The sequence below is a fragment of the Paeniroseomonas aquatica genome (assembly GCF_030409335.1).
In the GTDB taxonomy this organism is placed as follows: domain Bacteria; phylum Pseudomonadota; class Alphaproteobacteria; order Acetobacterales; family Acetobacteraceae; genus Belnapia; species Belnapia aquatica.
This window is the reverse complement of record NZ_JAUFPN010000180.1, coordinates 36,127-60,451: the sequence shown is the minus strand read 5'-3', so window position 1 is coordinate 60,451 and position 24,325 is coordinate 36,127. Positions and strand designations below refer to the sequence as shown.

Below are 24,325 nucleotides of genomic sequence, written 5' to 3'. Positions count from 1 at the left end.
CGCCTACTCCGCCGCCATCTGGGTTGCCGCCATGGGTACCACCCGCAGGGTCGTGCGGATGCGCTGCTTGGTGCCATCCTGGAAGGCGATGGTGGTATCCACCGGGATCGCCGCATCGCCGCGATAGATCGCGTCGATGATCTCACCGTACTTCGTATTGATGACGCCGCGGCGGACCTTGCGGGTGCGGGTCAGCTCGTCGTCGTCGGCATCCAGCTCCTTGTAGAGCAGGATGAAGTCGCGGATGCGCTGCGGCTCCGGCAGGGTGGCGTTCACCTTGGCGACTTCGGCGCGCAGCAGCTCCAGCACCTGGTCCCGCGCGGCGAGGTCCGTGTAGGTGGTGAAGGCGATGCGGTTGCGCTCGGCCCATTTGGAGACGATGGGGAAGCGAATGCAGATCATCGCCGCCAGATGCGGACGGCTGTCGCCCAGCACCACGGCCTCCGCGACATAGGGGCTGAATTTCAGCTTGTTCTCGATGTACTGCGGGCTGAAGCGGTCGCCCCGGCTGGTGGTGGCGATGTCCTTGATGCGGTCGATGACGACGAGGTGGCCCGCCTTGTCGAAGTAGCCGGCATCGCCGGTATGCAGCCAGCCGTCGCGCAGGTCGGCGGCCTCGGCGAGGCCGAGGTAGCCGGAGAACATGTTGGGGTGGCGCGTCACGATCTCGCCGACGCCGTTCTGGTCGGGCTGGTCGACCACCATCTCGATCGTCTCGTCGAAGCGGACGCCGACGGTGTCGAAGTTGACATCGTCGGGCCGGTGGACGGTATAGGCGCCGAGCAATTCGGTCTGGCCATACAACTGCCGCAGCGGCACGCCCATGGCGAGGAAGAAGCGGAAGGTATCCGGGCCGAGGGCGGCGCCGCCGGTCGCGGCCGAGGTCAGGTTGGTGAAGCCGAGCCGGTCGCGCAACGCGCGGAACAGCAGCTGGTCGGCCAGGCCAGAGCGGGTGCCGCGGTCGAGCGCCGCCAGGCCGCGCGCCATCCCGGCCTCGAACATGCGGCGCTTCAACGGCGAGGCGTCCATGACCTTGGCGCGGACCTCGGCGGCGATTTGCTCCCAAAGGCGCGGGGCAAACAGCACGAAGCTCGGGCCGATCTCGCGGAAATCGGCCATCATCGTCTCGGGCTCCTCGACGAAGTTCACCTTCATCCGGGCGATCAGGCCCCAGCCGAGGACGTAGATCTGCTCCATGATCCAGGGCAGCGGCAGCACCGAGACGTATTCGTCGCGCGGGCCCTTGGGATCGGCCTTGAGGTAGCTCTCGCAATGGCGGATCAGCGCGCCGCCGCGCAGCATGGCGAGCTTCGGCCGCGCCGTGGTGCCGGAGGTGGTGCAGAGGATGGCGATGGCCTCGCCATCCGTCGCCTCGACCAGCCTTGCATAGGCCGCTGTGTCGGCGGCATGCGCCGCCTCGCCGAGGCGGACCAGCTCGCTCGCCGGCAGCAGGCGCGGGTCGGCGTGCTTCCGCATCCCGCGCGGGTCGGAATAGATGATGTGCCTGAGGCCCGGCGCGCGGTCGCCCATGCCGAGCAGCTTGTCGACCTGTTCCTCGTCCTCGGCGATGACCGCCTTGGCGCCGCTGTGCTCCAGCAGGAAGGCGACCTCGTCGTCCAGCGCGTCGCGGTAGATGCCGAGGCTGCGGGCGCCGAGGGCATGGGCCGCGATCTCGCCCATCACCCAGTCCGGGCGGTTGTCGCCGATCAGCCCGACCACGTCGCCGGCGCCGAGGCCGAGGCTGCGCAGGCCGAGGGCGAAGGCCCGGGTGCGGCCCTCGACCTCGGCCCAGGTGAAGGCGCGCCAGATGCCGTACTGCTTCTCCCGCATGGCGACGTCGCCGCCGTGGTCGCGGGCGTTGCGGGACAGCAGCTTGGGCAGGGTGTCGGTCACGGCGCCAGCGCCTCTTCCGGGTCGTTCACCACCTCGTCGGCCTCGCCGAGATAGGCGCGGCGGACATGCGGGTCGGCGAGGACCGCCTCGGGCGTGCCCTCGGCGATCTTGCGGCCGAAGTCGAGCACCATGACGCGGTGCGAGATGTCCATCACCACGCCCATGTCGTGCTCGATCATCAGCACGGTCATGCCCCATTCCTCGTTGAGGTCGAGGATGAAGCGGGCCATGTCCTCCTTCTCCTCGAGGTTCATCCCCGCCATGGGCTCGTCCAGCAGGATCAGCTTCGGCCTGAGGGCGATGGCGCGGGCCAGCTCGACCCGCTTGCGCAGCCCGTAGGAGAGCGTCCCCGCGGTCGCCTTCCGCACGTGCTGGATCTCGAGGAAATCGATGATCTCCTCGACCTCTCGCCGATGCGCGATCTCCTCCCGCTGGGCGCCGCCGAACCAGTAGAGCATGCCCGGCAGGAAGCCGCGGTTGAGCAGGTGGTGGCGGCCGACCATGATGTTGTCGAGCACGCTCATGTGGCCGAACAGCGCCAGGTTCTGGAAGGTGCGGCCGATGCCGATCGCCGCCCGCTTGCGGGTCGGCAGGCGGGTGATGTCGGCGCCGTCGAAGTGGATGCGGCCCTCGGTCGGGCGGTAGCGGCCGGAGGCGCAATTCACCATCGAGGTCTTGCCGGCGCCGTTCGGGCCGATGATGGAGAAGATCTCGCCGGCATTGACCTGAAAGGCCACGTCGGTCAGGGCCCGCACGCCGCCGAAGCGGAGGCTGACGCCGGCCGCCGCCAGTAGGGGCGCACCGGGTTCAGCCATTGCCGAAGACCTGATTGTGGCGATGGCGCTGCTGCAGTGCCAAGCTCGGTTCCTCCCCACGGCAGGCGTCTAGGCGCCCGCTCGTAAACGAACATACGTTTGTTTTCCGATTGACCGCAAGCGCCTTGAACGCCAAGCCTAACCGCGCGGGGAACCAACCCCGGGGGCGGGAGGTCGATGGCGCGGATCACGGGATCGAATGGCGAACGCACCGCCCTGGCCATCCGCCACGCCGCGCTGCGGCTGATCCACCGCCATGGCTTCGCCGCGATGAGCCTGCGCGACCTGGCCGCCGAAGTCGGCATCCGCCCGGGCTCGCTCTACAACCACATCGCCACCAAGCAGAGCCTGCTGTTCGACCTGATGCATGAGCACATGACGACGCTGCTGGCCGAGACGGATGCGGCGCTGGCGGCCGCCGGTCCCGCCCCGCTGGACCGGCTGCGCAGCTTCATCGCGCACCATGTGCTCTATCATCTTGAACGCAAGCGCGAGGTCTATATCGCCAACTTCGAGTTGCGCGCCCTGGATGCCGCCAATGCCGCGCGCATCCTGGCCATGCGGCACGACTACGAGGCGCGGCTGATCGGCCTGCTCGAGGAAGGCGCCGCCGCCGGCGTGCTGGCGACGGCCGACATGCGCGTCACCGCCTATGCCATGCTGGCGATGCTCACCGGCGTCTGCACCTGGTACAAACCCTCCGGCCGGCTGGACCGGGCGGCGATCGTCGCCCTGCATACCGACCTCGCCCTCGATGGCATCCGGCGCTAGCCGCGCAGGTGCAGGGCCAGCGGCGGGTCGTCGGTGGCGATGGCGTCGAGGCCGAGCTTCAGCCCCTGGCGGATCGTCGCCTCGTCGTTGCAGCCCCAGGCGCTGACGCCGAGGCCGGTGGCGCGTAGCGCTCCGACGGAAACCGCATCCAGCTCGCCGATCGGCAGGCCCAGCTCCGCGGCGCGGCAGGCGCGGCAGAGGGCGATCGCCCCCTCCGGCCCCATCCCGCGCCAGGGCCTGGCTTCCAGCAGGAGGACCAGGCGCAGCAGGCCGCCGGCTGTGGCGGCCTCGGCGACCGTGCGGGATTCGAAGCTCATCAGCACGGTGCGCCCGCGCATGGCGGCGCCATCCAGCACGGCGAGGCAGGCGGGCACGATGCCGGGATAGGGCCGGCCTTCGGCATCGGCCTTGAGCTCCAGGCGAAGCACCTTGCCGGCCTCCCGGGTCAGCGCCGCGGCCTCGGCCAGGGTCGGCAGGCCGCTGCCCGCCGTTCCCTTCAGCCGCACCGCCCGCAGCGCGGCGAGGCTGCGGGCGCGGACCGGCCCCTGGGCATCGGTGGTCCGGTCGAGGGTCGCGTCATGGATGACCAAGACGGCGCCCTCGGCCGAGAGATGGACGTCGAGCTCCAGCTGCTCCGCCGGCAGGGCCAGGGCCTGGCGGAAGGCCGGGAGGCTGTTCTCGGGCCAGAGGATGGCGCCGCCGCGGTGGCTGGCAATCTCGGTCATGGGTGCCAGTCTGCGGCCGGCACCCCTGCCCTGCCTAGCCTCCTGCCAACATTATCCCTCCAGCAGCCAGACCGAGAACAGCGCCTGCGGGTCGGTCCAGCGCTGCGCCACCCGCCAGCCGGCGGCTGCGGCCAGCTCGGCCAGGCGCTCCGGCCGGTACTTGTGGCTGCTCTCGGTATGGATGCTCTCCCCGGCAGCGAAGCGGATGCTGCGGCCGGCCAGGCGCACCACCTGGGCGCGCTCGGCGACCAGATGCATCTCGACCCGCTCGAGCGTCTCGTTCCAGATCGCGCGATGGCGGAAGGCGGCGACGTCGAAGTCGGCGCCGGCCTCGCGGTTCAGCCGGTGCAGCAGGTTGAGGTCGAAGGCGGCGGTGACCCCGGCGGCATCGTCATAGGCCGCCTCCAGCACCGCCCTGCCCTTCACCAGATCGGCACCGAGGAGCATGCGGGACCCTGCCCCCAGCGTCGCATGGGCGCGGCGGAGGAAGGCGATGGCGCCCTCCGGCTCGAAATTGCCGATGGTGGAGCCGGGGAAGAAGCCGAGCCGCGGGGCGGTGCCCAGGCGTTTCGGCAGGGCGAAGGGCAAGGTGAAATCGGCGACCACGGGCAGCACCGGCAGGCCGGGATGCGCTTCGACGACGCGGTTGGCCGCACCCTCCAACCATTCCGGCGCGATATCCACCGGGACATAGGCGGCCGGCGCCTCCAGCCCCCCCAGCAGCAGCGCCGCCTTGGCGCCGTCGCCCGGTCCGAATTCGACGACCGCCCGGCCGGGACCGACCGCCGCGGCGATGGCCGGGGCCTGCTCGGCGAGAATCTTCACCTCGGTCCGGGTCGGATAGTATTCCGGCAGCCGGGTGATGGCCTCGAACAGGCTGCAGCCCTCAGCATCGTAGAGCCACTTGCAGGGCAGGGTCTTGCGCGGGGCGGAGAGCCCGGCCAACGCATCGGCGATCAGCGCGCCGCGCTGCTGCGCGGCGGCGTCGCGGCTATGGGCCTCGCTCATGCCGCATCCGCCGCCAGGCGGAGCCCGGTGAACTGCCAGCGGGCCGTGGGCGGAAAGAAGTTGCGGTAGGTGGCGCGGCTATGGCCCGGCGGGGTCGCCATCGAGCCGCCGCGCAGGATCATCTGGTTGATCATGAACTTACCATTGTACTCGCCGACCGCCCCCTCCCAGGGGCGGAAGCCGGGATAGGGACGATAGGCGCTGCCGGTCCACTGCCAGCCGATGCCCTCGGCGTCGCGGAAGCCGGGCAGGCCGCTGGCGGCCTCCCACTCGGCCTCGGTCGGCAAGCGGCGCTCGGCCCAGCGGGCGAAGGCCTCGGCCTCGTACCAGGAGATATGGCGGACCGGCGCATCGGGGTCGAGCGGCTGCAGCCCGGCGAGGCCGTACTGGAACCAGGCACCCTCCCGCCGATGCCAATGCAGCGGTGACTGCCAGTCCTCGGCCTGGCAGGCGGCCCAGCCCTCGCTCATCCAGAGCATGGGGCTGCGGTAGCCGCCGTCGGCGATGAACTCGAGCCACTCGCCGTTGGTCACGAGCCGGTCGGCGATGCGGTAGGGGTCGAGCCAGACCTTGTGCCGCGGGGTTTCGTTGTCGAAGGCGAAGCTCTCGCCGCCGCTGCCGATCTGCTGCACGCCCTCGGGTCCGGGGATCAGCCGGGCCAGGCCGGGGGATGCCGCCGGATCGCGCCAATCGGCGTCATAGGCCGGCAGCAGCGGATTCTGCGACAGCGCATGCAGGATGTCCGTAAGCAGCAATTCCTGGTGCTGCTGCTCGTGCTGCAGGCCGAGCTCGATCAGTGGCAGGGCCTCGGCCGGCGGGTCGCGCAGCAGCCGGTCCATGGCGGCATCGACATGGGCGCGATAGGCGCCGACCTCCGCCGCCGAGGGGCGGGTCAGCATGCCCCGCTTCGGCCGGGCGTGCCGCGGGCCGGCGGCCTCGTAGTAGGAGTTGAAAAGGAAGCCGAATTCCTCACGGAAACGGCGGTAGCCCGGCTGGTAGGGCAGCAGCAGGAAGGTCTCGAAGAACCATGTCATGTGCGCCCGGTGCCACTTGGTCGGGCTGGCATCCGGCATGGACTGGATGGTCTGGTCTTCGGGGGAAAGCGGGGCGGCCAGTCGCTCCGTACGGTTGCGGAGGGCGGCGTAGCGCCCAGCCAGGCTGGCGGCGGGGGCCGCGGCCAGGCGGGTGTCGAGGATGGTCATGGGCGCTCCTGGTTCGTCTCCCGCCGGGCAGGCGGCCTCGGTTGGATGTCGAACAGCGAAATGGCGCTGACGGTTCCAACCACATGGGGCCTGCTTCGCCCTTGGTGAGGAGAACGTTACCGCAACCCGAAAACCCGGCTGGGTCCAGTCACGCCTCCGGCACGGCGATCCAGGCCTGGCGGAGGAGCCCGGCCAGGTTGCGGCCGAAGCGGGGCGCGTCGGTGAGCGGGGATTGCGCCATCCGGGCGCGCAGCCCTTGGCGCAGGGCGGCAAGCGCCGGGATGTCCCGGGCCCGGGCGATGGCCTGGGCGACGTAGCCGGCGTGGTCCCCGGCGACCCAGTCGCCCAGGCCGAGGTTGCTGAGGTGGCTGAGGGCGTGTCGGGCGCAGAAGCTGTCCCCGGCCATCGCCACCACCGGCACGCCCATCCAGAGCGCCTCGCAGACCGTCAGGCCGCCGGTATAGGGAAAGGGATCGAGGGCGATGTCGATGCCGCCGTAGGCCTCGATCAGCCGGCGGTGCGGCAGCCCGCCCTCCAGCGCCACCCGGTCCGGCGGCAGGCCGGCGGCGGCCAGCCGCCGGGCGGTGCGATCCCGCGTCGCCGCCTCCCCCAGGGCATGGGTGCGGAGGATAAGGCAGGCCTCCGGCAGGGCTGCCAGGATCGCGGCCCAGGCGGCCAGGACCGGGGCGGTGAGCTTGGCGAGGTTGTTGAAGCAGCCGAAGGTGACCCCGGCGCCGGCCAGCGCCGGCAGCGGGCCGACCGGCGGCGCATAGGGCGGCGGCAGGTAGCAGACGTAGCCGTCCGGCAGCCGCAGCAGTTGCTCCGTATAGAAGGCCTCGGCGCCCGGCGGGGTCTCCCAGCGGTCGGTCAGCATCCCGTCGCAGGCCGCGAGCCCCAGGCTGGCGAATTGGGCACCGACCCATTTGACCTGCAGCGGGGCCGGGCGATGCTGCAGCACGAAGGGCCGGCCGCCTTCGCCATAGCCGCCGAGCTCGAGCAGGATGTCGATGCCATCCGCGGCGATGCGGGCGGCGATGGCGGCGTCGTCGAGCGCCCCGACCTCGTGCCACTGCGCGCAGCGGGCCTGGAAGCGCCGGGCCAGCGGGTCGGTGCGCGGCTTCAGGCTGTAGGCGACCAGGGTGAACCCGGCCTCCGGCAGCGCCTCCAGCCCGGCCAGGGTGAGCCAGCCGACGGGATGCTGGCCCAGCCCGCCCGAGAGCAGGCCGAGCCGCAGCGCCCCCCCCTGCGGCCGGCGGCCCCGGACCAGGGGCGGCACCGGGCGCAGCGCGGCGCCGATCGCTTCCGCGGCCTCGCGCAGCCTGAGGGCGGTACCCGCGACCGGGTGGTAGGGCAGCACCGCGATGCGGTTCACCAGGGCGGCGATGCCGCCGCCGGGGATCGCCGCCTCGGCCGCGGCAAGGCCGGCCTCCTGCTCGCCGATCGCGTTCAGCGCCAGGGCCTGGTTCAGCAGCAGGGTGGCATGCGGGCCGAAGTCGGCGACGGCGGCCTCCAGCACCTCCAGCATGGCGGAGAGGCGATTGCCCTTCCAGAGCACCGTCGCCAGCCGGTTGCGCAGGTCGAGGTCGCCGGGACGGGCGGCGATGGCCTGCCGGAGGATCGCTTCGGCCTCGACATGGCGGTCCAGCCCGGCCAGGGCATGGCCGAGGGCGGCCAGGACATCCGCCTGCCCGGGCGCCAGCTGGGCGGCAAGGCGAAGCTCGGCCAGGGCGGCCTCGGGCTGGCCGGCGGCCTCCAGCAGCCATGCGGCCGCCAGCGGCCAGCCGGCGGCGAAGGGATCGGCCGCCGCCCCGGCGGCGACCCGCTCCAGCGCGGCCTCGGAACCCAGCTCCGCCTGCAGCGCCTCGGCGAGGAGGCGGGCCGCGGCGGCATGGGCGGGGCGGCGGGCCAGGACCGCGCCGGCCCCGCCGGCAGCGGCGGCGGCCTCGCCCTGCCCCAGGTCGAGCCGGGCCAGCGCCAGGGCCAGTTCCGGCTCCGCCGGGTCGCAGTCCTGGGCGCGGGCCAGCAGGGCGCGGGCCTCGCCGGTGTCGCCGGCTTCCTCGGCCAGGGCAGCCAGGGCGGCCAGGGCCGGGACATGGGCGGGGTCGCGCGCCAGGGACGATCGGAACAGGGCGGCGGCCGCGGCGGCATCGTTGCGCAGCCCGGCGATGGTGCCGAGGCGGAAGGGCGGCTCGGCGTGGTCCGGCAGGGCGGCCATGGCCTGCTGCAGCGGCGGCACCGCCGCGGCCAGCCGGCCCAGCGCCTGCAGCGCCATGCCGAGGTTCAGCGCCGCATAGCCCCCCCGCTCCGGGTCGCCCAGGGCCTCGGTCAGCAGCGGGACCGCCCGCGCCGGCTGGCCGGCACCGAGGGCCTCGAGGCCGGCCCGGTAGGCCTCGGCCGTCATGTCAGTGACCAACCGGGCGGGCGACGACCACGACGCCGCCGATCGGGCCGTCCGCCTCCAGCCGCAGGTCCTCCTCCCGCCATTCCAGGATGGCGAAGCCGGCGGCGGCGAGGCAGTGGCGCAGGTAGGCCGGCGCATGGGCATAGCGGCCGGACGGCAGCAGCCGCCACCCCTGCCCGGCCGGATCCGCCGGCGTGAAGCTCTCGGCGCTGAAGACCAGCAGCCCGTCCGCGGCGAGGGCGCGGCGGCAGCCACCGATCACCGGCTCGAGCTGGCCGAGGTAGATGAGGACATCGGCCAGGGTGACGACCGCCTGCGGCGGCCATGCGCGGTCGAGCGCCGCCCCGATCTCGAGCTGCAGCAGCTCGGCATAGAGATGCTTGGCCGCCGCCTGCTCGAGCATGCCGCGGGAGAGGTCGACGCCGGTGAGCGGGCCGCCCAAGTAATCCGCCAGGGCGACGCCGACGAGGCCGGTGCCGCAGCCCAGGTCGAGCACCGGGCCCAGCCTGGCGCGGCCGGCCGCGACCTCCGGCAGGGCCCGCTCGATGGCACGGCGGAACAGGCCGGGGACGCGATAGCCGAGCGCCAGCAGGGAATGCTCGAAGCGTGGCGCATAGCCGTCGAAGAGCGCGGTGACGTAGCTGTCGGTCGCCCGGTCGGTGCCGATGCCATTGGCGGCGGCGGCCAGATGGGCGAGGTAGCCGTCGCGCGGCGCGAGCCGGGCGGCGGCGGTGAAATGCGGGGCCGCGTCCGCCATCTGGCCATGCGTCAGCAGCGCATGCGCGAGGACGCTGTGCAGCGCCGCATCCGTCGCCCCGGCGGCCAGCGCCGCCCGCAGCATCGCCTCCGCCCCGGCGGCATCGCCGGCCAGCAGGGCATTCTGCGCCTGCAGCGCCACCAGTGCCGGGGCGCCGCCGCTGGCGGCCACGCAATGCGCCAGGATCTCGGCCGCCGCCTCGTGCCGGCCGGCCCGCATGAAGGCCTGGCCGAGCCGCGACTGGGTGCCGGGATTCGCGGGATCGGCCCGCATCGCCTCCCCGAGGAACCAGATGGCGGTGTCGAAGCAGCGGTCCTCCAGCAGGGCGGTGCCGAGCAGGGCCTTGGCGCCGGCGTCCCAGGGGGTTGCCATCACCGCGGCGGCGGCATCGTCGATGGCGCCGCGCGCCTGGCCGCGGGCCAGGCGGATGCGGGCCCGGAGCTGCAGCGCCGCGGACCAGGCGGGGTCGGCGGCCAGGGCAAGATCGGCGGCAGCCTCCGCCGCGGGGAGCTGCTCGAGCGCGGCCAGGGCCTCGGCGCGCAGGAGGGCGGCGGCGGCGTCGAGGCCGGGGAGCCGGGCGAGCCGGTCGAGCATCGGCAGGGCTTCGGCCGGGCGGTGGTCCCGGACCAGCTGGCGGGCGCTGGCATGCAGGCGGGCGCCGAGGCTGGCCTCCGGGGCGGCCTGGGAGGTGTCGCTCATGGCGGTCAGCGCCACAGCGCGGCGGCGAAGTGGTCGTTCATCTCGGCGACGAATTCGAGGTCGGGCCGTTCGGCGGCGCATTCCCGCAGCACCGCCATGGCGACGCCGGCGATCTGGGCGCGCAGCTCCTTCGGCAGGCCGTTCGCGGGGTCGAGCACCGCGGCCTGGACGGCATCCCAGAGACGGCGGTTGTCCGCCACGGCGCGGGCATGGGCCAGGGGTCCGCCGGCGGCACTTTCCCGGATGGCGCGGTTGGCGCGGGCGAAGACCTCGGCTTCCATCTGCTTGCCGGAGAGGCGGCGGCGATAGGCGGCGGCACCCTGGGCAGCGGGGGACAGCGAGGCGGTATGGGTCTCGGGATCGTGGCTCATGCGCAGCGGTCCTTCCTGGAGGGGTGCGCGGGGGATCGGAGTGCAGCGTCGGCCGGCCTCCTGCCAGCCTCACCGCGGCCCGCCTAAGGGACGTGGCGAAGGGACGCGCGACGGGTCAGCGGAACAGGCTCAGCAGGGTCTGCGGCGCCTGGTTGGCGATGCTCAGCGCCTGGGTGCCGAGCTGCTGGCGGATCTGCAGGGACTGCAGCTTCGCCGATTCCTTGGCGAGGTCGGCATCGATCAGCGCGCCGATACCGGTCTGCTGCGCGTCGATCTTCGCCTTGTTGTAGTTCACCTGGGCGTCGACGAAGTTCGAGTAGCTGCCGAAGTTGTTCAGCTGCGTCAGCGTATTGGTGATGGCCTTGCCGACCGCCCCGGTTTTCGTCAGGGCCGAGGAGGCATCGCCGCGGGTCCAGGTATTCGCCGCGGAGACGGTGTTGAAGATGTTGGTGAGCGCCTTGTACCCGCTGAAGGTATAGGTGTCCCCGGCGCCGTTGCGGACCACCTTGTTGGCCAGCGTGGTGGGGTCCTTCAGGACGTTGTTGCCGTTGTAGTTGGCATCGTTGATGAAGGACTGGACGTTCTTGGTCAGCTCGCCGGCCTTGGCCTGGTACTGGGTGCGCTGTTCGGCGGTGATGGTGCCGTCCGCCAGCTTGACCGTCACGGCCTGGAGTTCCTGCAGGGCGTTCGAGACGTTCTGCAGGCTGGCCGAGGTAACGTCCAGCAGCCCCTTGGCACCGCCGAGCTGCTCGTTGGCCGAGGTATTGGCGGCCACCTCGCCCCGGATGCGTTCCGCCACCGCGAAGGCGGCGCCGTCGTCCGTGGCGTCGGCGACGCGATAGCCGGTGGAGATGCGCTTCTGGGTGACGGTGAGGTCTTCGACGGTTCGGTTGAAGGAGGCCAAGGCCACCTGGGCACCGATGTTGGTGATGACTGAGTTCAGCGGCATTCGGGTTTTCCCTCTGATCGCTGGCCCGGCTCGTCCGGAACCATGCGACCAGTCTCCTCCCGCGGGATGAAGACCGGGTTAAGCCGGCCCGGATTTATCGGCCGGCGCCGGCATCAGCCGGGATCGAAGCCATGCGCGGCCAGGTCGACCGCCAGCGCCGCCACGTCGATCGGCAGCCGCGGGGCCAGCAGCACCAGGGTGCCGGCGCTGCCCAGCAGGTCGAAGTGGCGCAGCACGGGCGGCTGGTAGCTGGCGCGCTGCCAGAAGTCGTGCACCAGCAGCACCGCATCGGCGCCGAGCCGCGGCACGCCCGCGAGGGCGCAGGCGACCCGGAAGCGGCCGTCCACCAGCACCAGATCCACCGCCCCCGCCGCCTCCCAGGGGTCGCGCCAATAGGCCGGCCAGCGCGGCATCGCCGCCGGGTCGGTGGGCCAGCCCCAGGGGCCGGTCGGGCCGATGTCGACATGCAGCAGGCGCAGCCGGCCCGCCGCCGCGGCCTCGCCGCAGCGCGGGTCTTCCCGCACCCGGCCGAGCCAGGCGAGGTCGCTGTCGGCCGAGAGCAGGCGCGGCAGCCCGGCCTGCAGCAGCAGCCCGGTGCTGCCGCCGCAGCCGAATTCCAGCCCGGCGCGGCGCCCTTCCGCGGCGGCGCGCAGCAGCGACTGCTCCGCGCCGGTCATGGCGGGGAGCAGTCCGGGCGCCCCGTTGGCGCCCGGTGCCGCGAGGACGGGCGTGGCGTGTTCGATGAGATCCATGGCGGAGCGTCCGGCTGCAGGCGGCCAGCCTGCACCCGCCCGGGTTACCGGAGCACCAAGACAGCGGTGCCCCGGCCCGGTCCTCAGGCGAAGAGGATGTCCTGCGGCCCCGGCGCGGCGCCGGCGAGGAAGACGCTGTCGCCGGCCGCATCGTAGATGATGGACGTGCCGGCGACGCCGCCCTCGGTCGCCGCCTGGATGGTCAGCTGCGCGGCGGTGAGGCCGGTGAAGGTCAGCCAGTCCTGGCCGGCGGTGAAGTCGGTGATCACCGCATGGCCGGAGCCGGGGGCGAGGATCCAGTTGTCGCCGCCGCCGCCGCCGGTGAAGGTTCCGCCGCCGGCATTGACCTGGACGATGTCGGTCTGGCTGCCGCCGGCCACGGTCGCCGCCCCGGTGCCGCCGAAGACCAGCAGCTTCACCGCTCCCTCGGCGGTGACGGTCGCGGTGCCGGCGCCCAGGTGGACTTGGGCCAGTGAATCATGGCCGTCGTAGCCCCCGCCGTTGGCGATGTCGGAGCGGTCCAGACCGGAGAGGCCTGCAGCGGTGGCGTGGATGACGTCGTTGCCGGCGCCGGCCTGCACCACCAGCGTATTGCCCGCGCCGGGGGCGTCGCTCTGGGCGACCCAGGTGAGGGTGTCGCTGCCGGCCCCCAGGGTGACGGCGCCGCCGCGGGTCGAGACCAGCAGTACGTCGAGCGGCAGGCTGCCCGCGGCATGGAGGTCGATCGCGGCATTGGGCAGGTTGTCGAAGGCCAGGTGGGTGGACCAGCCCGGGTTCCAGCTCGCCGGGGCGAGGTGCACGCCGCCCAGGCTGCCCCAGGGCGCCGTCGACCCGAAGGTCTGGTAGCTGGCACCACCGAAGTCCTGGGTGCCGGTCCAGACCTGCGCGGCATGGTCCCAGCCCGTGGCGGCGCTGCCGAACAGGGCCGGCGGATGGCCGGTGGCGGCCGGTGCCGCCGGCGAGACCAGGGCGGCGGCCGGGGCGACGGCCGCGCCGCCCACCGCGACGCCCTGGGCCGCCGTCCAGACCGGCAGCCCCTCGTTGTCGTAGACGGCATGGCCGCGGCCGGAGCCGTCGGCGGCTTCCAGCCGGCCGTAGCCATGGCCGTAGTGGAGCGTGCCGCCGGCCGGGACCGCGGCGCCGAAGGTCAGCAGCAGGGTATCCGCGCCGGTCAGGCTGGCGGCGGTGGCATCGAGCTTGGCGCCGTTGCTGCCGAGGACCGTCCAGCCGGTGCCGGCGGCGGCGGTGGCGTCGAGCGCCGCCAGCTTCTGGGCGGAATCGAAGCCGACCTTGACGGCGATCTGGCTGATGCCGACCGGGGCGGCCGAGAGGACCTGCGGGCCGAGGTCGTCGATCTGCCCCGCCCGCAGCGCCACCGGCGAGCCCGGCTTGGCGTACTGCGCCCAGGTCTGCGCCAGGGAGAGGGCGATGCGGTCGGCGGTCTGCTGCCCGTCCTCGTTCGACTGGTGCGGGCCGCCGTAGTCGTTCTTGCCGTCGCCGGTGACGTCCTGGAAATTCATGTCGGTGTCGAGGGCGCGCGCCGCGATCCGGCCATTGAAGGCGGGGTCGGCGGCGAGCTGCTCCATGGCGGTGCGGATCGCCTGATGGCCCTCGTCGGTTCCCTCGGAATAGGGGATGGCGCTGACGAAGAGGTAGGGCAGGCTGGTGGCGGCCTGGCCGAAGGCCTGGCGGACCAGCGCCGCGTCGAAACGCACCGCGCTGGCGAATTCCGCCGGCGTCAGGCCTGCGTTGCCGCTGTCGTACTCGCTGTGCAGCCAGACCACGGCGGTGGGCTCGGCCTTGTCGGCGGCGGAGAGGCGGCCGACGAAGTCGAGGAGGCTCTGCTCATGCTCGTCCACGCTCCAGCCGTTCTGCCAGTTGCCGCCCTTGGCGTTGAGCCATTCCGTCAGGAAGGAGGTGCCGCTGTAAACCGTATTGCCGGTGGCGCTGCTGCTGGAATACTCCAGGCTGACCTTGTCGCCGACACCGTCGAAACCAAGCAAAGACTCGACTTTCGTTGCCATTGCCTGAGCGCCGCCATTGTAATCGCCCATCAACTGGGCATTCGACTGGCCGCGTAGCAGGATATTCAATTCCACAGATTGTCCTCACGGTTTCATTTGATACGTGTCATTACCTGACGCGCTCGGAACCGTGATGGATGATTACGGGAAGCCCGGCCACACGCGAAACCGTGAACAATTCAGGGTTGCACGGAGGCCGATATAATCGCCTCAGGTCGCGCGGCCCGCGCCTCGGCCAGCCGGAACAGCACCTCCGCCGATCCCCAGGACAGCACCAGGGCGAGCATGCCGGCGAGGCAGGCCTCCTGGAACGGCCCGAGGCCGACCACGGTGATCCTGAGCCCGCCCCTGTCCTTGCGCCCCAAGGGCCGGGCCGGCGGACGGGACCTCGGCCCATGCGGCGGTGGCGGGATGTGCTGCGGGTCGAACCCGTGAAAGGTCATCGGCATGGCGCCGAGGAGAACAAAGACCGAACCCGAAATCAAGGGTTAATGTTCGTGCCCTGTTCTTGTCCGGGCCCGCCTGGGTCAGGTGTCCTTGGGCAAGGCGATGCCGCTCAAGGCCTGGTAGGCCCGGATCACGAAGGCGTCATCCTTGCCGCCATGCCCCTGAGCGCGCGCCGAGACGAAGAGCTGGTGCGCCTGGGCCGCCAGCGGCGCCGGAAAGGCGACGCTGCGGGCGAGGTCGCCGACCAGGGCGAGGTCCTTGACGAAGATGTCGACCGCCGAGCGCGGCGTCTCGTCGCCCTCGAGCACATGCGGCATCCGGTTCTCGAACATCCAGGAATTGCCGGCCGCCCCGGTGACGATCTCGAACAGCATCCGCGGATCGACGCCGGACTTGATGCCGAGCGCCATGGCTTCCGCCGCCACCGCGATGTGCACGCCGGCCAGCAACTGGTGAACGACCTTCATGGTGCTGCCGAGGCCGGGCGCCTCGCCCAGGTTCCAGACCTTCTTGGCGATGGCGCCGAGCAGCGGCGCGGCCTTTTCCATGGCAGCGGCGGAGCCGGAGCCCATCACCGTCATCGCCCCGGCCCGGGCACCGACCGCACCGCCCGAGACCGGCGCATCGACGTAGAGGAAGCCATGCGCCTCGGCGGTCGCCGCCAGCTTGCGGGCATCCTCCGGCGCCATGGTGGAGGAGACGACGATGACGGCGCCGGGCGCCAGGCGCGGCGCGGCGCCCTCCGGCCCGAACAGCGCGGCATCCGCCTGCTGGGCATTGACCACCAGGACCAGCACCGCCTCGGTCCCCTCCGGCAGGTCGGCGGCGCGGCCGAGGCCGGTGCCGCCGGCGGCGGTGAATTCCGCCTGCGCGCCGGGGCGCGGGTCGACCCCGGCGACCTGCATGCCCTCGGCCTTCAGCAGGTTCAGCGCGGCGCCCATGCCCATGCTGCCCAGCCCGATCACCCCGACGCGCATGGCGTCCCTCCCCTGCCCTGTTCCGCCCTCAGCCATCCGCCCCGCCGCGGATGGCGTCAAGCCGGATCGGCCATGGGATCGGCCATGGACCGGGGCCCGGGGTGTCCGTAGCCTGCCGGCCATCGAATGGGCCTGGGAGGGCACGCCATGAACCTGCACCGGATGCTGCAACGCCGCGCCGCGGAGGGCCGTCCGGTCACCGTCGGGGTCATCGGCGCCGGCAAATTCGGCTCGATGTTCCTGGCCATGGCGGCCCGCACGCCCGGCATCCAGGTGGCAGGCATCGCCGACCTCTCGGTGCCGCGGGCGCGGGAGGCGCTGGCCCGCATCGGCTGGCCAGCGGAGCAATATGCCGCCGCCTCGCTCGATGCGGCCCTGGCCGGCGGCGCCACCCACCTGACCGAGGATGCCCTGGCGCTGATGGCCGAGCCCCGGATCGAGGTCATCATCGAATGCACCGGCCATCCGGCGGCGGGCATCCGCCACGCGCTGGCGGCGATCCGCCACGGCAAGCACGTGGTCATGGTGAACGTCGAGGCCGACGTGCTGGCCGGGCCGCTGCTGGCGGCCAAGGCCCGGGCGGCGGGGGTGGTCTATTCGCTGGCCTACGGCGACCAGCCGGCGCTGGTCTGCGAGCTGGTCGACACCATCCGCGCCATGGGCCTGCCCATCGTCGCCGCCGGCAAGGGCACCAAGTACCTGCCGACCTACCACGAGAGCACGCCGGCCACCGTCTGGGGCCATTACGGGCTGACCGAGGAGCAGGCGCGGCTCGGCGGCATGAATCCGCAGATGTTCAACAGCTTCCTCGACGGCACCAAGTCGGGGATCGAGATGGCGGCCATCGCCAATGCCACCGGCCTGGCGCCGCCGGAGGACGGGCTGCGCTTCCCGCCCTGTGCCACGCACGACCTGCCGCAGGTCTTCGCGGGTGCGGGCGGCGTGGTGGAGGTGATCTCCTCGCTGGAGCGGGACGGCCGGCAGGTGGTCGGCGACCTGCGCTGGGGGGTCTATGCGGTCTTCGAGGGCGAGACCGACTACATCCGCCGGTGCTTCGCCGAATACGGCGTGCACACCGACCCCTCCGGCCGCTACGCGGCGCTATGGCGGCCCTACCACCTGATCGGGCTGGAGCTCGGCGTCTCGGTCGCCAGCGCGGCGCTGCGCGGCGAGCCGACCGGGCAGCCGGAGGCCTGGCGCGGCGACGTGGCCAGCACCGCCAAGCGCGACCTGGCCGAGGGCGAGGTGCTGGATGGCGAGGGCGGCGCCATGGTCTGGGGCAAATGCATCCCCGCGGCGCGGTCGCTCGCCCTCGGCGCCCTGCCGATCGGGCTGGCGCATGGGGTGCGGCTGACCCGGGCGGTGAAGCGCGGCGAGACGGTGGGCTGGGCCGATGTCACCTATGACGCCGCCAGCGAGCCGGTGCGCATCCGCCGAGAGATGGAGGCCACCATGGCCGGCACGGCCTAGCCGGGGCGGCAGGCGTCGAACAGCGCCGCCGTCCGGGCAAGGCGATCGGGTGCGCGGGCCATGTCCCAGAGACCGGCCCAGCGCTCGCCGAGGACCGGCACGACGCTGCGGCGGAATTTCTCCCGCATCGCCGTCTCCGGCAGCGGCCGGTCGGGGTCGCCGGGAGTGCCGCGGACGATCCGCTCGCGCCGGCTGCCGTCGGCGAGGCGGAGGGTGAGGCGGCAGAGCCGGTCCGCCGGCTGGCGGGCGGTGTAGCCGGGGTCCTCGACCACCCTGACCTTGGCGGCCAGCGCCCGTGTGGCGGGGTCGGCGATGGCGGCCGGGCCGAAGGCCTCGATCCAGGCATGGCCGGCGATGATGCGGGTGGCGACCGTGAAGGGGATGGAGAAGCGGCCGGCGATGGGCGCGGCCGGCGCGGTCTCGGCGAGCGTCGCGGCGGAGGCGAAGGTGGCGACCTCGATGCCGGCGATGGCCGCCGGGTCGATCGGGGCCTCGGCCAGCAGCAGCTCGATGGCTTCCAGCGCGCCCTGGGTCTCGCGGCAGCAGCTCGCCTGCTTCAGGAAGCTCTCGAGGATGAACCAGCGGCCGGCGGAGGCCTGGTAGCGCGCGGCATCGAAGGCGCTGCCGACGACCTGGCCGAAGACCACGGCGATGCCGCCGGGCTCGCCGGTGATGCCGGCCTCGGCGAGATCGACCGCGAGCAGCCCGTTCTGCGCCGCGGCGCCGGCATAGGCATTGCGGACCGAGCCGCCGCGCAGCGAGGCGGTGGCGCTGGTGGCGAGGCCGAGGCTTGCCGCCACCTCCAGCGCACCCAGGGTCCGGGCGGCGTCATGGCCGCGCAGGCTGGCAACCGCGGCCGCGGCGCCGATGACGCCCCAGGTGCCGTGCGGATGCGCGGCCGGGCGCAGCGCCATGGCATGGCCGACGCGCGCACCGGCCTCGTAGCCGGCGACGACGGCGGTGAGCAGCGCCTCGCCGGTCGCATCGCCGGCGGCGGCCTCGGCGAGGGCCGGGGCGATGGCATGGATCGCGGGATGGCCGCCGGCGGGGTAGTTGCCCTCGTCGAGCTCGCAGGCGGTGCCGGCGAGGCCGGTGATGAAGGCGGCCATCGGCGGCGGCGCGGCCAGCCGGCTGCCGAGCAGCGGGACGCCGCCGGTGGCGTGGCGGGCGGCGATGGCCTGGACCTCCGGCTGGGCATGGCCGGCGATGATGGCGCCGATGGTATCGGCGAGGATCAGCCCGGCATGGGCGCGGACAGCGGGGGGGATGGTCATCCCGCTGGTGTACGCAACGGACCGCGGCCGCGTCCAGCCGCGCCGGGGTCAGAAGGCGAGCTGCACCTTCATCGCCCGGCCACGGTCGGCCGCCAGTTCGAAGGCGGCGACCGCCTCGGCGGCCGGCATGGTCGCCGTCAGCAGCGGGGTCGGGTCGATCCCGCCGCGGGCCAGCACCTCGACCGCCAGGGCGAATTCCGCGTGGAAGCGGAAGGTGCCGCGCAGGGTGATCTCCTTCGCCACGAGCGAGGACAGCGGCAGGCTGACGTCGCCGCCGAGGCCGAGCTGGACGATTGTCGCCTGGGGCCGCGCCGCATGGATGGCGGCGCCCAGTGCCGCGCCGCTGCCGGAGGCCTCGAAGACCACGTCGAAATGCCCCTTGTCGAGCCCGTAGGGCAGCAGCGCATCGGCATCCTCGGTGAGCGAATGGGTGCGGTCGGCGCCCATCCGGCGGGCGGTCAGCAGCGGGGTGGAGTGCAGGTCGCTCACCACGATCTCCCGCGCCCCGGCATGGCGGGCGACGGCGATGGCGAGGTTGCCGATCGGCCCGGCGCCGGTGACCAGCACGCGGGCGCCGAGCAGCGGCCCGGCCTGGCGGGCGGCATGCAGGCAGACCGAGAGCGGCTCGGCGAAGGCGGCGAGCTCGGGCGTCATGCCCTCGGGCAGCGGCACGGCGCGGGCCGCCTCGCAGACCAAGGATTCCGAGAAGCCGCCCTGGACGTGGGGCAGCCGCATCGCGCTGCCGTAGAAGCGCATGTCGAGGCAGTGGTTGGGCCGCCCGGCCAGGCACTGCCTGCAGGCGCCGCAGGGCAGGCTGGGATTGACCGCGACCGGCTGGCCGAGCGCCAGGCCCGAGACCCCCTCCCCCAGCGCATCCACCAGGCCCGCGATCTCGTGCCCCAGCACCATCGGCTCCCGCAGCCGGACCGCGCCGAAGCCGCCGTGCAGGTAGTAGTGCAGGTCGGAGCCGCAGATGCCGCCGGCCTTGATGCGGATGCGGATCTGGCCGGGGCCGGGGCTGGCTTCCGGGTGGTCCTCGACGCGCAGGTCCTTCGGGGCGTGGATGACAATGGACTTCATGGCCTGATCTCCGTCGGCAGCGGCCGGCCGGCGAAGTGTGCCGCGAGATTGTCCCGCATCAACAGGCCCATCGCACGCCGGGTCTCCTCGGTGCCGCTGGCGGCATGCGGAGCGAGCACGACGTGGGGGAAGGTGGCGAATTCGGGGTCGATGGCCGGCTCGTTCCAGAAGACATCGAGCCCGGCGGCGGCGATCCGGCGGGAGCGCAGCGCCTCGAGCAGTGCCGGCTCGTCCACCACCGAGCCGCGGCTGACGTTGACGAAGATGGCGCCCGCGGGCAGTGCCTCGAGGGCGGCGCGGTCGATCAGGCCCTGGGTGGTCGGCCCGCCCATGGCGCAGCAGACCAGGATATCGACATTGGCCGCCAGCGAGGCCGGGGTCGCGTGAAAGCCATAGGGCACGTCGTCCTGCGGGGTGCGGCCGCTATAGGCGATGGCCATGCCGAAACCCTCCGCCCGCTGGGCCACCGCGCGGCCGATGCGGCCGAGACCCACGATGCCGAGGCGCTTGCCCCAGACCCGGGAGGTCAGCGGCATGGAGCCCTGCGCCACCCAGGAGCCGTCCCGGACCCAGGCATCGGCCGCCGGGATGCGCCGCGCCGCGGCCAGCAGCAGGCCGAGGGCGAGGTCGGCGACATCCTCGGTCAGCACGTCCGGGGTATTGGTCACGGGCAGGCCGCGGGCGGCGCAATAGGGCCGGTCGATGGCGTCCACGCCGACGCCGTAGCAGGCGACGATCTCCAGCCTCGGCAGCCGGTCCATCAGCGCGGCGGAGGCGCCGATCTCGCCCTTGGTGACGATGGCGCGGATCTCCGGGGCGTGTTCCGCCAGGAAGGCGGCCTCGTCGGCCGCCTCATACAGCAGGCAGAGGTCGAAATCGGTGGCCATGGGCTGCAGGTCCCAATCCGGCAGGATGCCCATGACCAGAACCTTCGGCTTGTCCAAGCGCCCCTCCCCTGCTCATCTCGCGGCTGCTGTTAGGGGATGGATGCATGTCGCTCAAGCTATTCGACCTGACCGGAAGGCGGGCCCTCGTCACCGGATCGAGCCAGGGGATCGGCCTGGCGCTGGCCCGCGGCGTGGCCGAGGCCGGGGCAGCGGTGGTGCTGAACGGGCGCGACGCGGCCAAGCTGGAGGCGGCGGCTACCGGCCTGCGGGCAGCCGGGCTCACCGTGGACATCGCCAGCTTCGACGTCACCGACCCGGCGGCGGTCGAGGCCGGCGTCGCCCGGATCGAGGCGGAGATCGGGCCGATCGACATCCTTTTCAACAATGCCGGGGTGAACTTGCGGGGGCCGCTGGACCAGATGCCGGTCGAGACCTGGAACACGGTCATCGCCACCAACCTGAACAGCGCCTTCTTCTGCGCCCGCGCCGTGGCGCAGCGGATGATTCCCCGCCGCCGCGGCAAGATCATCAATACCTGTTCGGTGATGAGCATGCTCGGCCGCCCCGGCACCGGCCCCTATACCGCGACCAAGGGCGCGCTCGGGATGCTGACCAAGGCGATGTGCGCCGACTGGGCGCAGCACGGCATCCAGGCCAATGGCATAGCGCCGGGCTACTTCAGCACCGAGCTGACCGCGCCGCTGCAGGCCGACACAGCCTTCAACGACTGGCTCTGCAAGCGCACCCCGGCCGGGCGCTGGGGGGAACTGCCCGAATTGGTCGGCGCGGCGATCTTCCTCGCCTCCGAGGCATCAACCTATGTAAATGGTCATTTGCTCTATGTTGACGGCGGGCTGACAAGCGTGGTCTGACCGCGCCAAGAGCAATCCTTTAGGGGGAAACACGAATGATCTCGCGCCTCGGCCTGTTCACCGCCGCCGCCGCCCTGCCGGGCCTCGCCGTCCTGACGCGGGGGGCCCAGGCGCAGCAGGCCGGGCCGATCACGACAGCGGATATCGTCAAGCGCGGCAAGGCCCGCATCGGCGTCGTCACCGGCGCGCCGCCCTTCGGCATGGTCGATGCCCAGGGCACGCCGGTCGGCTACGACATCGATGTCGCCAACCTGCTGGCCAAGTACCTGGGCGTGCCGGCCGAGATCTCCTCCCTCACCCCGCCGTCGCGCATTCCGGCGCTCGAGGCCGGGCGGGTCGATTTCCTCTGTGCCACGCTCGGCGCCACGCCGGAGCGCGCCCGGGCGGTGATGTTCACCATGCCCTACAGCGCCTTCCGCATGGTGGTGATGGCCAAGAAGGACAGCACCATCGGCAAGATCGAGGACCTGGCCGGCAAGCGCGTCGGCGTGCCGCGCGGCACGCCGCAGGAACAGGCGCTGCTGCGCCGCGCCCCGCGCGGGACCAACGTGGTGCGCTTCGAGGATGACGCGACCAGCGCCCAGGCGCTGATCGTCGGCCAGGTGGATGCCATCGGCATCCCCGACACCATCGGCGGCGACATCGCCAAGACCCGCCCCGAGGCCGGCATCGAGAGCAAGTTCCACCTGTTCAACCAGCCGAATTGCATGACCACCCGCAAGGACCAGTTCGAGCTGCGGCAGTGGCTGCAGAACACCATCTACTTCATGAAGACCAGCGGCGAGCTGGACGACATCGCGCAAAAGTGGACCGGCAGCCCGATCCCGGCCGACCTGCCGGTCTTCTGAGGGCGTGGGTTTCCAGTTCCAGTTCGCCCCGGTCTTCGCCCGCAGCGACGTCTTGCTCGAAGGCGCGCTGCTGACCCTGCAGCTCTCGGGCATCGGCATCCTGTTCGGCGCGCTGCTCGGCATCCTGCTGGCCATGCTGCGCGGCCTCTCGCCGCCGGCGCTGCGCTGGCCGGTGGATGCCTATGTCGAGCTGGTGCGGAACACGCCCTTCCTGGTGCAGCTGCTGATCATCTTCTTCGGCCTGCCCTCCATCGGCGTGCGGCTGACCGCGGAGCAGGCGGCGCTCTCGGCCATCATCCTGAACCTCGGCGCCTATTCCACCGAGATCGTCCGCGCCGGGATCGAGAGCGTGCACCGCAGCCAGATCGAGGCCGGGCTGTCGCTGGCCATGACCCGCTGGCAGGTCTTCCGCTACGTCGTCATCGCCCCCGCCATCGCCCGGGTCTGGCCGGCGCTGTCCAGCCAGTTCGTGCTGATGATGCTCTCGACCTCGGTCTGTTCCTTCATCTCGGTGCAGGAACTCTCGGCGACGGCGGCCAATGTCGAGAGCGACACGTTTCGCAGTTTTGAGGTCTATATCACCGTCACCCTGATCTACCTCGGCCTGGCGCTGGTGATGCGTGGCTTGCTCGCGGTGCTGGGCGCGGTGATGTTCCCCAAGGGCTCGGGGCTCGGCCGGCTGCGGACCCAGGCCAGCCGATGATCCGCGAATTCTCCCAGTCCGAATTCCTGTTCATCCTGGCCTCGGCGCGCTGGACCCTGCTGCTGACCGTGCTGGCGCTGCTGCTGGGCGGGGTTCTGGGCTTCGTCGTCGCCATTGCCCGGGCTTCGCGCCTGGCTCCGGTGCGGGCGCTGGCGGCGGGCTGGATCGGCATGATCCAGGGCATCCCGGTGCTGATGCTGCTGTTCCTCTCCTACTACGGTCTGTCGCTGGCCGGCTTCGACATGCCCCCGGTTTTCGCCGCCTCGGTCTCCATGGCGATCTATGCCAGCGGCTACCTCGGCGAGATCTGGCGCGGCGCGATCCAGTCCGTCGCCTGGCAGCAGTGGGAGGCCTCGGCGGCGCTGGCCATGTCGCGGGCGCAGCAGTACCGCTACGTCGTGCTGCCGCAGGCGATGCGCATCGCGGTGCCGCCGACCGTCGGCTTCATCGTGCAGCTGGTGAAGAACACCTCCATCGTCTCGATCATCGGCGTGGTCGAGCTGGCGCGGGCCGGCAACCTCATCAACAACGCCACCTTCCAGCCCTTCAAGGTCTTCGGCACGGTGGCGCTGATCTACTTCATGATCTGCTGGCCGATCTCTCTGCTGGCCCGGCGCCTGGAAGGAAAGCTCAATGCCGGTCGTACGGGTTGAGGGCGTCCACAAGCGCTTCGGCGCGGTGGAAGTGCTCAAGGGCATCGACCTCACGGTCGAGGGCGGTCAGGTCATCGCCATCATCGGCCGCAGCGGCTCCGGCAAGTCCACGCTGCTGCGCTGCATCAACGGGCTGGAGCAGATCCAGGCCGGGCGGATCGAGGTGGCGGGGCATGGCCTCGATGCCTCGGCCAAGGGTTTGCGCGACCTCCGCAAGGACGTCGGCATCGTCTTCCAGAGCTACAACCTCTTTCCGCACCTGAAGGTCGGCGAGAACATCATGCTGGCGCCGCGCGTGGTGCTCGGCGTCGGCAAGGCGGAAGCGCGCCGCCGGGCCGAGGCGGCGCTGGCCGAGGTCGGCCTGGCCGAGCGCTTCGAGGCCTGGCCGGACAACCTCTCGGGCGGCCAGCAGCAGCGGGTCGCCATCGCCCGGTCGCTGGCGATGCAGCCCAAGGTGATGCTGTTCGACGAGGTGACCAGCGCGCTCGACCCCGAGCTGACCGGGGAGGTGCTGCAGACCATGGAGCGGCTGGCCCTGCACGGCATGACCATGCTGCTGGTCACGCACGAGATGGCCTTCGCCCGGCGGGTCGCCACCACCACCGTCTTCATGCACCAGGGCCGCATCTGGGAGCAGGGCCCCTCCGAGCGGATCTTCTCCGCGCCGGAGACGCCGGAGCTGCGCCAGTTCCTGGGCGGCGGGCTGAAATAGCCCGCCCCCGGCTTGACTGCGGGGCGGCTTGGCTT

Annotated in this window: 23 protein-coding genes; 7 read left to right on the top strand and 16 right to left on the bottom strand. The window is 72.1% G+C overall.

Annotated elements, in window-relative coordinates; translation table 11 throughout:
* Positions 1-3: 3 nt before the first annotated feature.
* Positions 4-1,893 (bottom strand): AMP-binding protein, encoded by a 1,890-nt coding sequence (locus QWZ14_RS20150; RefSeq protein WP_290318646.1) that lies wholly within the window; start codon positions 1,891-1,893, stop codon positions 4-6.
* Positions 1,890-2,708 (bottom strand): ABC transporter ATP-binding protein, encoded by an 819-nt coding sequence (locus QWZ14_RS20145; RefSeq protein WP_290318645.1) that lies wholly within the window; start codon positions 2,706-2,708, stop codon positions 1,890-1,892. Before QWZ14_RS20145 ends, QWZ14_RS20150 begins: the two co-directional genes overlap by 4 nt.
* 177 nt (positions 2,709-2,885) lie before the next feature.
* Here QWZ14_RS20145 and QWZ14_RS20140 point away from each other — a divergent pair, with 177 nt between their 5' ends.
* Entirely contained in the window at positions 2,886-3,479 is a 594-nt protein-coding gene (locus tag QWZ14_RS20140; protein ID WP_290318644.1) for a TetR/AcrR family transcriptional regulator, read from the top strand.
* Here QWZ14_RS20140 and QWZ14_RS20135 read toward each other — a convergent pair.
* The 11 genes from QWZ14_RS20135 to ltnD all read right to left on the bottom strand — a co-directional run bounded on the left by QWZ14_RS20135 (position 3,476) and on the right by ltnD (position 15,791).
* Positions 3,476-4,204 carry a glycerophosphodiester phosphodiesterase family protein gene (locus QWZ14_RS20135; protein WP_290318643.1) on the bottom strand — a complete coding sequence of 243 codons (729 nt, stop codon included), beginning with the start codon at positions 4,202-4,204 and terminating at the stop codon, positions 3,476-3,478. The two genes, QWZ14_RS20140 and QWZ14_RS20135, sit on opposite strands and share 4 nt — an antisense overlap.
* A 51-nt stretch (positions 4,205-4,255) precedes the next feature.
* Complete coding sequence (gene egtD, locus QWZ14_RS20130) at positions 4,256-5,212, bottom strand: L-histidine N(alpha)-methyltransferase (protein ID WP_290318640.1); 957 nt, start codon at positions 5,210-5,212, stop codon at positions 4,256-4,258.
* Complete coding sequence (gene egtB / locus QWZ14_RS20125; protein ID WP_290318639.1) at positions 5,209-6,414, bottom strand: ergothioneine biosynthesis protein EgtB; 1,206 nt, start codon at positions 6,412-6,414, stop codon at positions 5,209-5,211. The genes egtD and egtB overlap by 4 nt, the downstream gene beginning before the upstream one ends.
* Before the next feature lie 148 nt (positions 6,415-6,562).
* Positions 6,563-8,815: a tetratricopeptide repeat protein gene (locus QWZ14_RS20120; protein WP_290318638.1), complete on the bottom strand. Its 2,253-nt coding sequence runs from the start codon at positions 8,813-8,815 to the stop codon at positions 6,563-6,565.
* A gap of 1 nt (position 8,816) precedes the next feature.
* On the bottom strand, positions 8,817-10,271 hold the full coding sequence (locus QWZ14_RS20115; protein ID WP_290318637.1) for a tetratricopeptide repeat protein: 1,455 nt from the start codon (positions 10,269-10,271) through the stop codon (positions 8,817-8,819).
* Positions 10,272-10,276: 5 nt separating this feature from the next.
* Positions 10,277-10,642, bottom strand: a complete 366-nt coding sequence (locus tag QWZ14_RS20110; RefSeq protein ID WP_290318636.1) for a flagellar biosynthesis regulator FlaF — start codon at positions 10,640-10,642, stop codon at positions 10,277-10,279.
* Positions 10,643-10,757: 115 nt separating this feature from the next.
* On the bottom strand, positions 10,758-11,591 hold the full coding sequence (locus QWZ14_RS20105) for a flagellin (protein ID WP_290318635.1): 834 nt from the start codon (positions 11,589-11,591) through the stop codon (positions 10,758-10,760).
* Positions 11,592-11,704: 113 nt separating this feature from the next.
* Positions 11,705-12,343 carry a hypothetical protein gene (locus tag QWZ14_RS20100; protein WP_290318634.1) on the bottom strand — a complete coding sequence of 213 codons (639 nt, stop codon included), beginning with the start codon at positions 12,341-12,343 and terminating at the stop codon, positions 11,705-11,707.
* A gap of 83 nt (positions 12,344-12,426) precedes the next feature.
* Complete coding sequence (locus tag QWZ14_RS20095) at positions 12,427-14,367, bottom strand: hypothetical protein (RefSeq protein WP_290318633.1); 1,941 nt, start codon at positions 14,365-14,367, stop codon at positions 12,427-12,429.
* A 179-nt stretch (positions 14,368-14,546) separates the two neighbouring features.
* Positions 14,547-14,810, bottom strand: a complete 264-nt coding sequence (locus QWZ14_RS20090) for a hypothetical protein (RefSeq protein WP_290318632.1) — start codon at positions 14,808-14,810, stop codon at positions 14,547-14,549.
* Positions 14,811-14,894: 84 nt separating this feature from the next.
* Positions 14,895-15,791, bottom strand: coding sequence for an L-threonate dehydrogenase (gene ltnD / locus QWZ14_RS20085; protein ID WP_290318631.1), 897 nt, complete (start codon positions 15,789-15,791; stop codon positions 14,895-14,897).
* A gap of 147 nt (positions 15,792-15,938) precedes the next feature.
* Here ltnD and QWZ14_RS20080 point away from each other — a divergent pair, with 147 nt between their 5' ends.
* On the top strand, positions 15,939-17,261 hold the full coding sequence (locus tag QWZ14_RS20080; protein WP_290318630.1) for an NAD(P)H-dependent oxidoreductase: 1,323 nt from the start codon (positions 15,939-15,941) through the stop codon (positions 17,259-17,261).
* On the opposite strand, the gene QWZ14_RS20075 is transcribed toward QWZ14_RS20080, so the two are convergent.
* Genes QWZ14_RS20075 through QWZ14_RS20065 form a run of 3 tightly spaced genes read right to left on the bottom strand, consistent with a single transcriptional unit; the run spans position 17,258 to position 20,559 of the window.
* Positions 17,258-18,535 (bottom strand): MmgE/PrpD family protein, encoded by a 1,278-nt coding sequence (locus QWZ14_RS20075; protein ID WP_290318629.1) that lies wholly within the window; start codon positions 18,533-18,535, stop codon positions 17,258-17,260. The genes QWZ14_RS20080 and QWZ14_RS20075 overlap by 4 nt on opposite strands.
* A gap of 48 nt (positions 18,536-18,583) precedes the next feature.
* A complete protein-coding gene (locus QWZ14_RS20070) occupies positions 18,584-19,615 on the bottom strand; it encodes an L-idonate 5-dehydrogenase (protein ID WP_290318628.1) in 1,032 nt (343 codons plus the stop codon).
* On the bottom strand, positions 19,612-20,559 hold the full coding sequence (locus tag QWZ14_RS20065) for a 2-hydroxyacid dehydrogenase (protein WP_290318627.1): 948 nt from the start codon (positions 20,557-20,559) through the stop codon (positions 19,612-19,614). The genes QWZ14_RS20070 and QWZ14_RS20065 overlap by 4 nt, the downstream gene beginning before the upstream one ends.
* Positions 20,560-20,606: 47 nt before the next feature.
* On the opposite strand from QWZ14_RS20065, the gene QWZ14_RS20060 reads away from it, so the two are divergent.
* Genes QWZ14_RS20060 through QWZ14_RS20040 form a run of 5 tightly spaced genes read left to right on the top strand, consistent with a single transcriptional unit; the run spans position 20,607 to position 24,290 of the window.
* Positions 20,607-21,374, top strand: a complete 768-nt coding sequence (locus tag QWZ14_RS20060) for an SDR family NAD(P)-dependent oxidoreductase (RefSeq protein ID WP_290318626.1) — start codon at positions 20,607-20,609, stop codon at positions 21,372-21,374.
* A 35-nt stretch (positions 21,375-21,409) separates the two neighbouring features.
* Positions 21,410-22,222: a transporter substrate-binding domain-containing protein gene (locus tag QWZ14_RS20055; protein WP_290318625.1), complete on the top strand. Its 813-nt coding sequence runs from the start codon at positions 21,410-21,412 to the stop codon at positions 22,220-22,222.
* A 4-nt stretch (positions 22,223-22,226) separates the two neighbouring features.
* Positions 22,227-22,925: an amino acid ABC transporter permease gene (locus QWZ14_RS20050; RefSeq protein ID WP_290318624.1), complete on the top strand. Its 699-nt coding sequence runs from the start codon at positions 22,227-22,229 to the stop codon at positions 22,923-22,925.
* Positions 22,922-23,578: an amino acid ABC transporter permease gene (locus QWZ14_RS20045; RefSeq protein ID WP_290318622.1), complete on the top strand. Its 657-nt coding sequence runs from the start codon at positions 22,922-22,924 to the stop codon at positions 23,576-23,578. The genes QWZ14_RS20050 and QWZ14_RS20045 overlap by 4 nt, the downstream gene beginning before the upstream one ends.
* Positions 23,559-24,290 (top strand): amino acid ABC transporter ATP-binding protein, encoded by a 732-nt coding sequence (locus QWZ14_RS20040; RefSeq protein ID WP_290318621.1) that lies wholly within the window; start codon positions 23,559-23,561, stop codon positions 24,288-24,290. The genes QWZ14_RS20045 and QWZ14_RS20040 overlap by 20 nt, the downstream gene beginning before the upstream one ends.
* Positions 24,291-24,325: the final 35 nt, after the last annotated feature.

Excerpts from the sequence above, each read along its gene's own strand:
- QWZ14_RS20145 (WP_290318645.1), bottom strand. The coding sequence starts at position 2,708 with ATGGCTGAACCCGGTGCGCCCCTACTGGCGGCGGCCGGCGTCAGCCTC.
- QWZ14_RS20140 (WP_290318644.1), top strand. The coding sequence starts at position 2,886 with ATGGCGCGGATCACGGGATCGAATGGCGAACGCACCGCCCTGGCCATC.
- QWZ14_RS20135 (WP_290318643.1), bottom strand. The coding sequence starts at position 4,204 with ATGACCGAGATTGCCAGCCACCGCGGCGGCGCCATCCTCTGGCCCGAG.
- egtD (WP_290318640.1), bottom strand. The coding sequence starts at position 5,212 with ATGAGCGAGGCCCATAGCCGCGACGCCGCCGCGCAGCAGCGCGGCGCG.
- egtB (WP_290318639.1), bottom strand. The coding sequence starts at position 6,414 with ATGACCATCCTCGACACCCGCCTGGCCGCGGCCCCCGCCGCCAGCCTG.
- QWZ14_RS20120 (WP_290318638.1), bottom strand. The coding sequence starts at position 8,815 with ATGACGGCCGAGGCCTACCGGGCCGGCCTCGAGGCCCTCGGTGCCGGC.
- QWZ14_RS20115 (WP_290318637.1), bottom strand. The coding sequence starts at position 10,271 with ATGAGCGACACCTCCCAGGCCGCCCCGGAGGCCAGCCTCGGCGCCCGC.
- QWZ14_RS20110 (WP_290318636.1), bottom strand. The coding sequence starts at position 10,642 with ATGAGCCACGATCCCGAGACCCATACCGCCTCGCTGTCCCCCGCTGCC.
- QWZ14_RS20105 (WP_290318635.1), bottom strand. The coding sequence starts at position 11,591 with ATGCCGCTGAACTCAGTCATCACCAACATCGGTGCCCAGGTGGCCTTG.
- QWZ14_RS20100 (WP_290318634.1), bottom strand. The coding sequence starts at position 12,343 with ATGGATCTCATCGAACACGCCACGCCCGTCCTCGCGGCACCGGGCGCC.
- QWZ14_RS20095 (WP_290318633.1), bottom strand. The coding sequence starts at position 14,367 with ATGGCAACGAAAGTCGAGTCTTTGCTTGGTTTCGACGGTGTCGGCGAC.
- QWZ14_RS20090 (WP_290318632.1), bottom strand. The coding sequence starts at position 14,810 with ATGACCTTTCACGGGTTCGACCCGCAGCACATCCCGCCACCGCCGCAT.
- ltnD (WP_290318631.1), bottom strand. The coding sequence starts at position 15,791 with ATGCGCGTCGGGGTGATCGGGCTGGGCAGCATGGGCATGGGCGCCGCG.
- QWZ14_RS20080 (WP_290318630.1), top strand. The coding sequence starts at position 15,939 with ATGAACCTGCACCGGATGCTGCAACGCCGCGCCGCGGAGGGCCGTCCG.
- QWZ14_RS20075 (WP_290318629.1), bottom strand. The coding sequence starts at position 18,535 with ATGACCATCCCCCCCGCTGTCCGCGCCCATGCCGGGCTGATCCTCGCC.
- QWZ14_RS20070 (WP_290318628.1), bottom strand. The coding sequence starts at position 19,615 with ATGAAGTCCATTGTCATCCACGCCCCGAAGGACCTGCGCGTCGAGGAC.
- QWZ14_RS20060 (WP_290318626.1), top strand. The coding sequence starts at position 20,607 with ATGTCGCTCAAGCTATTCGACCTGACCGGAAGGCGGGCCCTCGTCACC.
- QWZ14_RS20055 (WP_290318625.1), top strand. The coding sequence starts at position 21,410 with ATGATCTCGCGCCTCGGCCTGTTCACCGCCGCCGCCGCCCTGCCGGGC.
- QWZ14_RS20045 (WP_290318622.1), top strand. The coding sequence starts at position 22,922 with ATGATCCGCGAATTCTCCCAGTCCGAATTCCTGTTCATCCTGGCCTCG.
- QWZ14_RS20040 (WP_290318621.1), top strand. The coding sequence starts at position 23,559 with ATGCCGGTCGTACGGGTTGAGGGCGTCCACAAGCGCTTCGGCGCGGTG.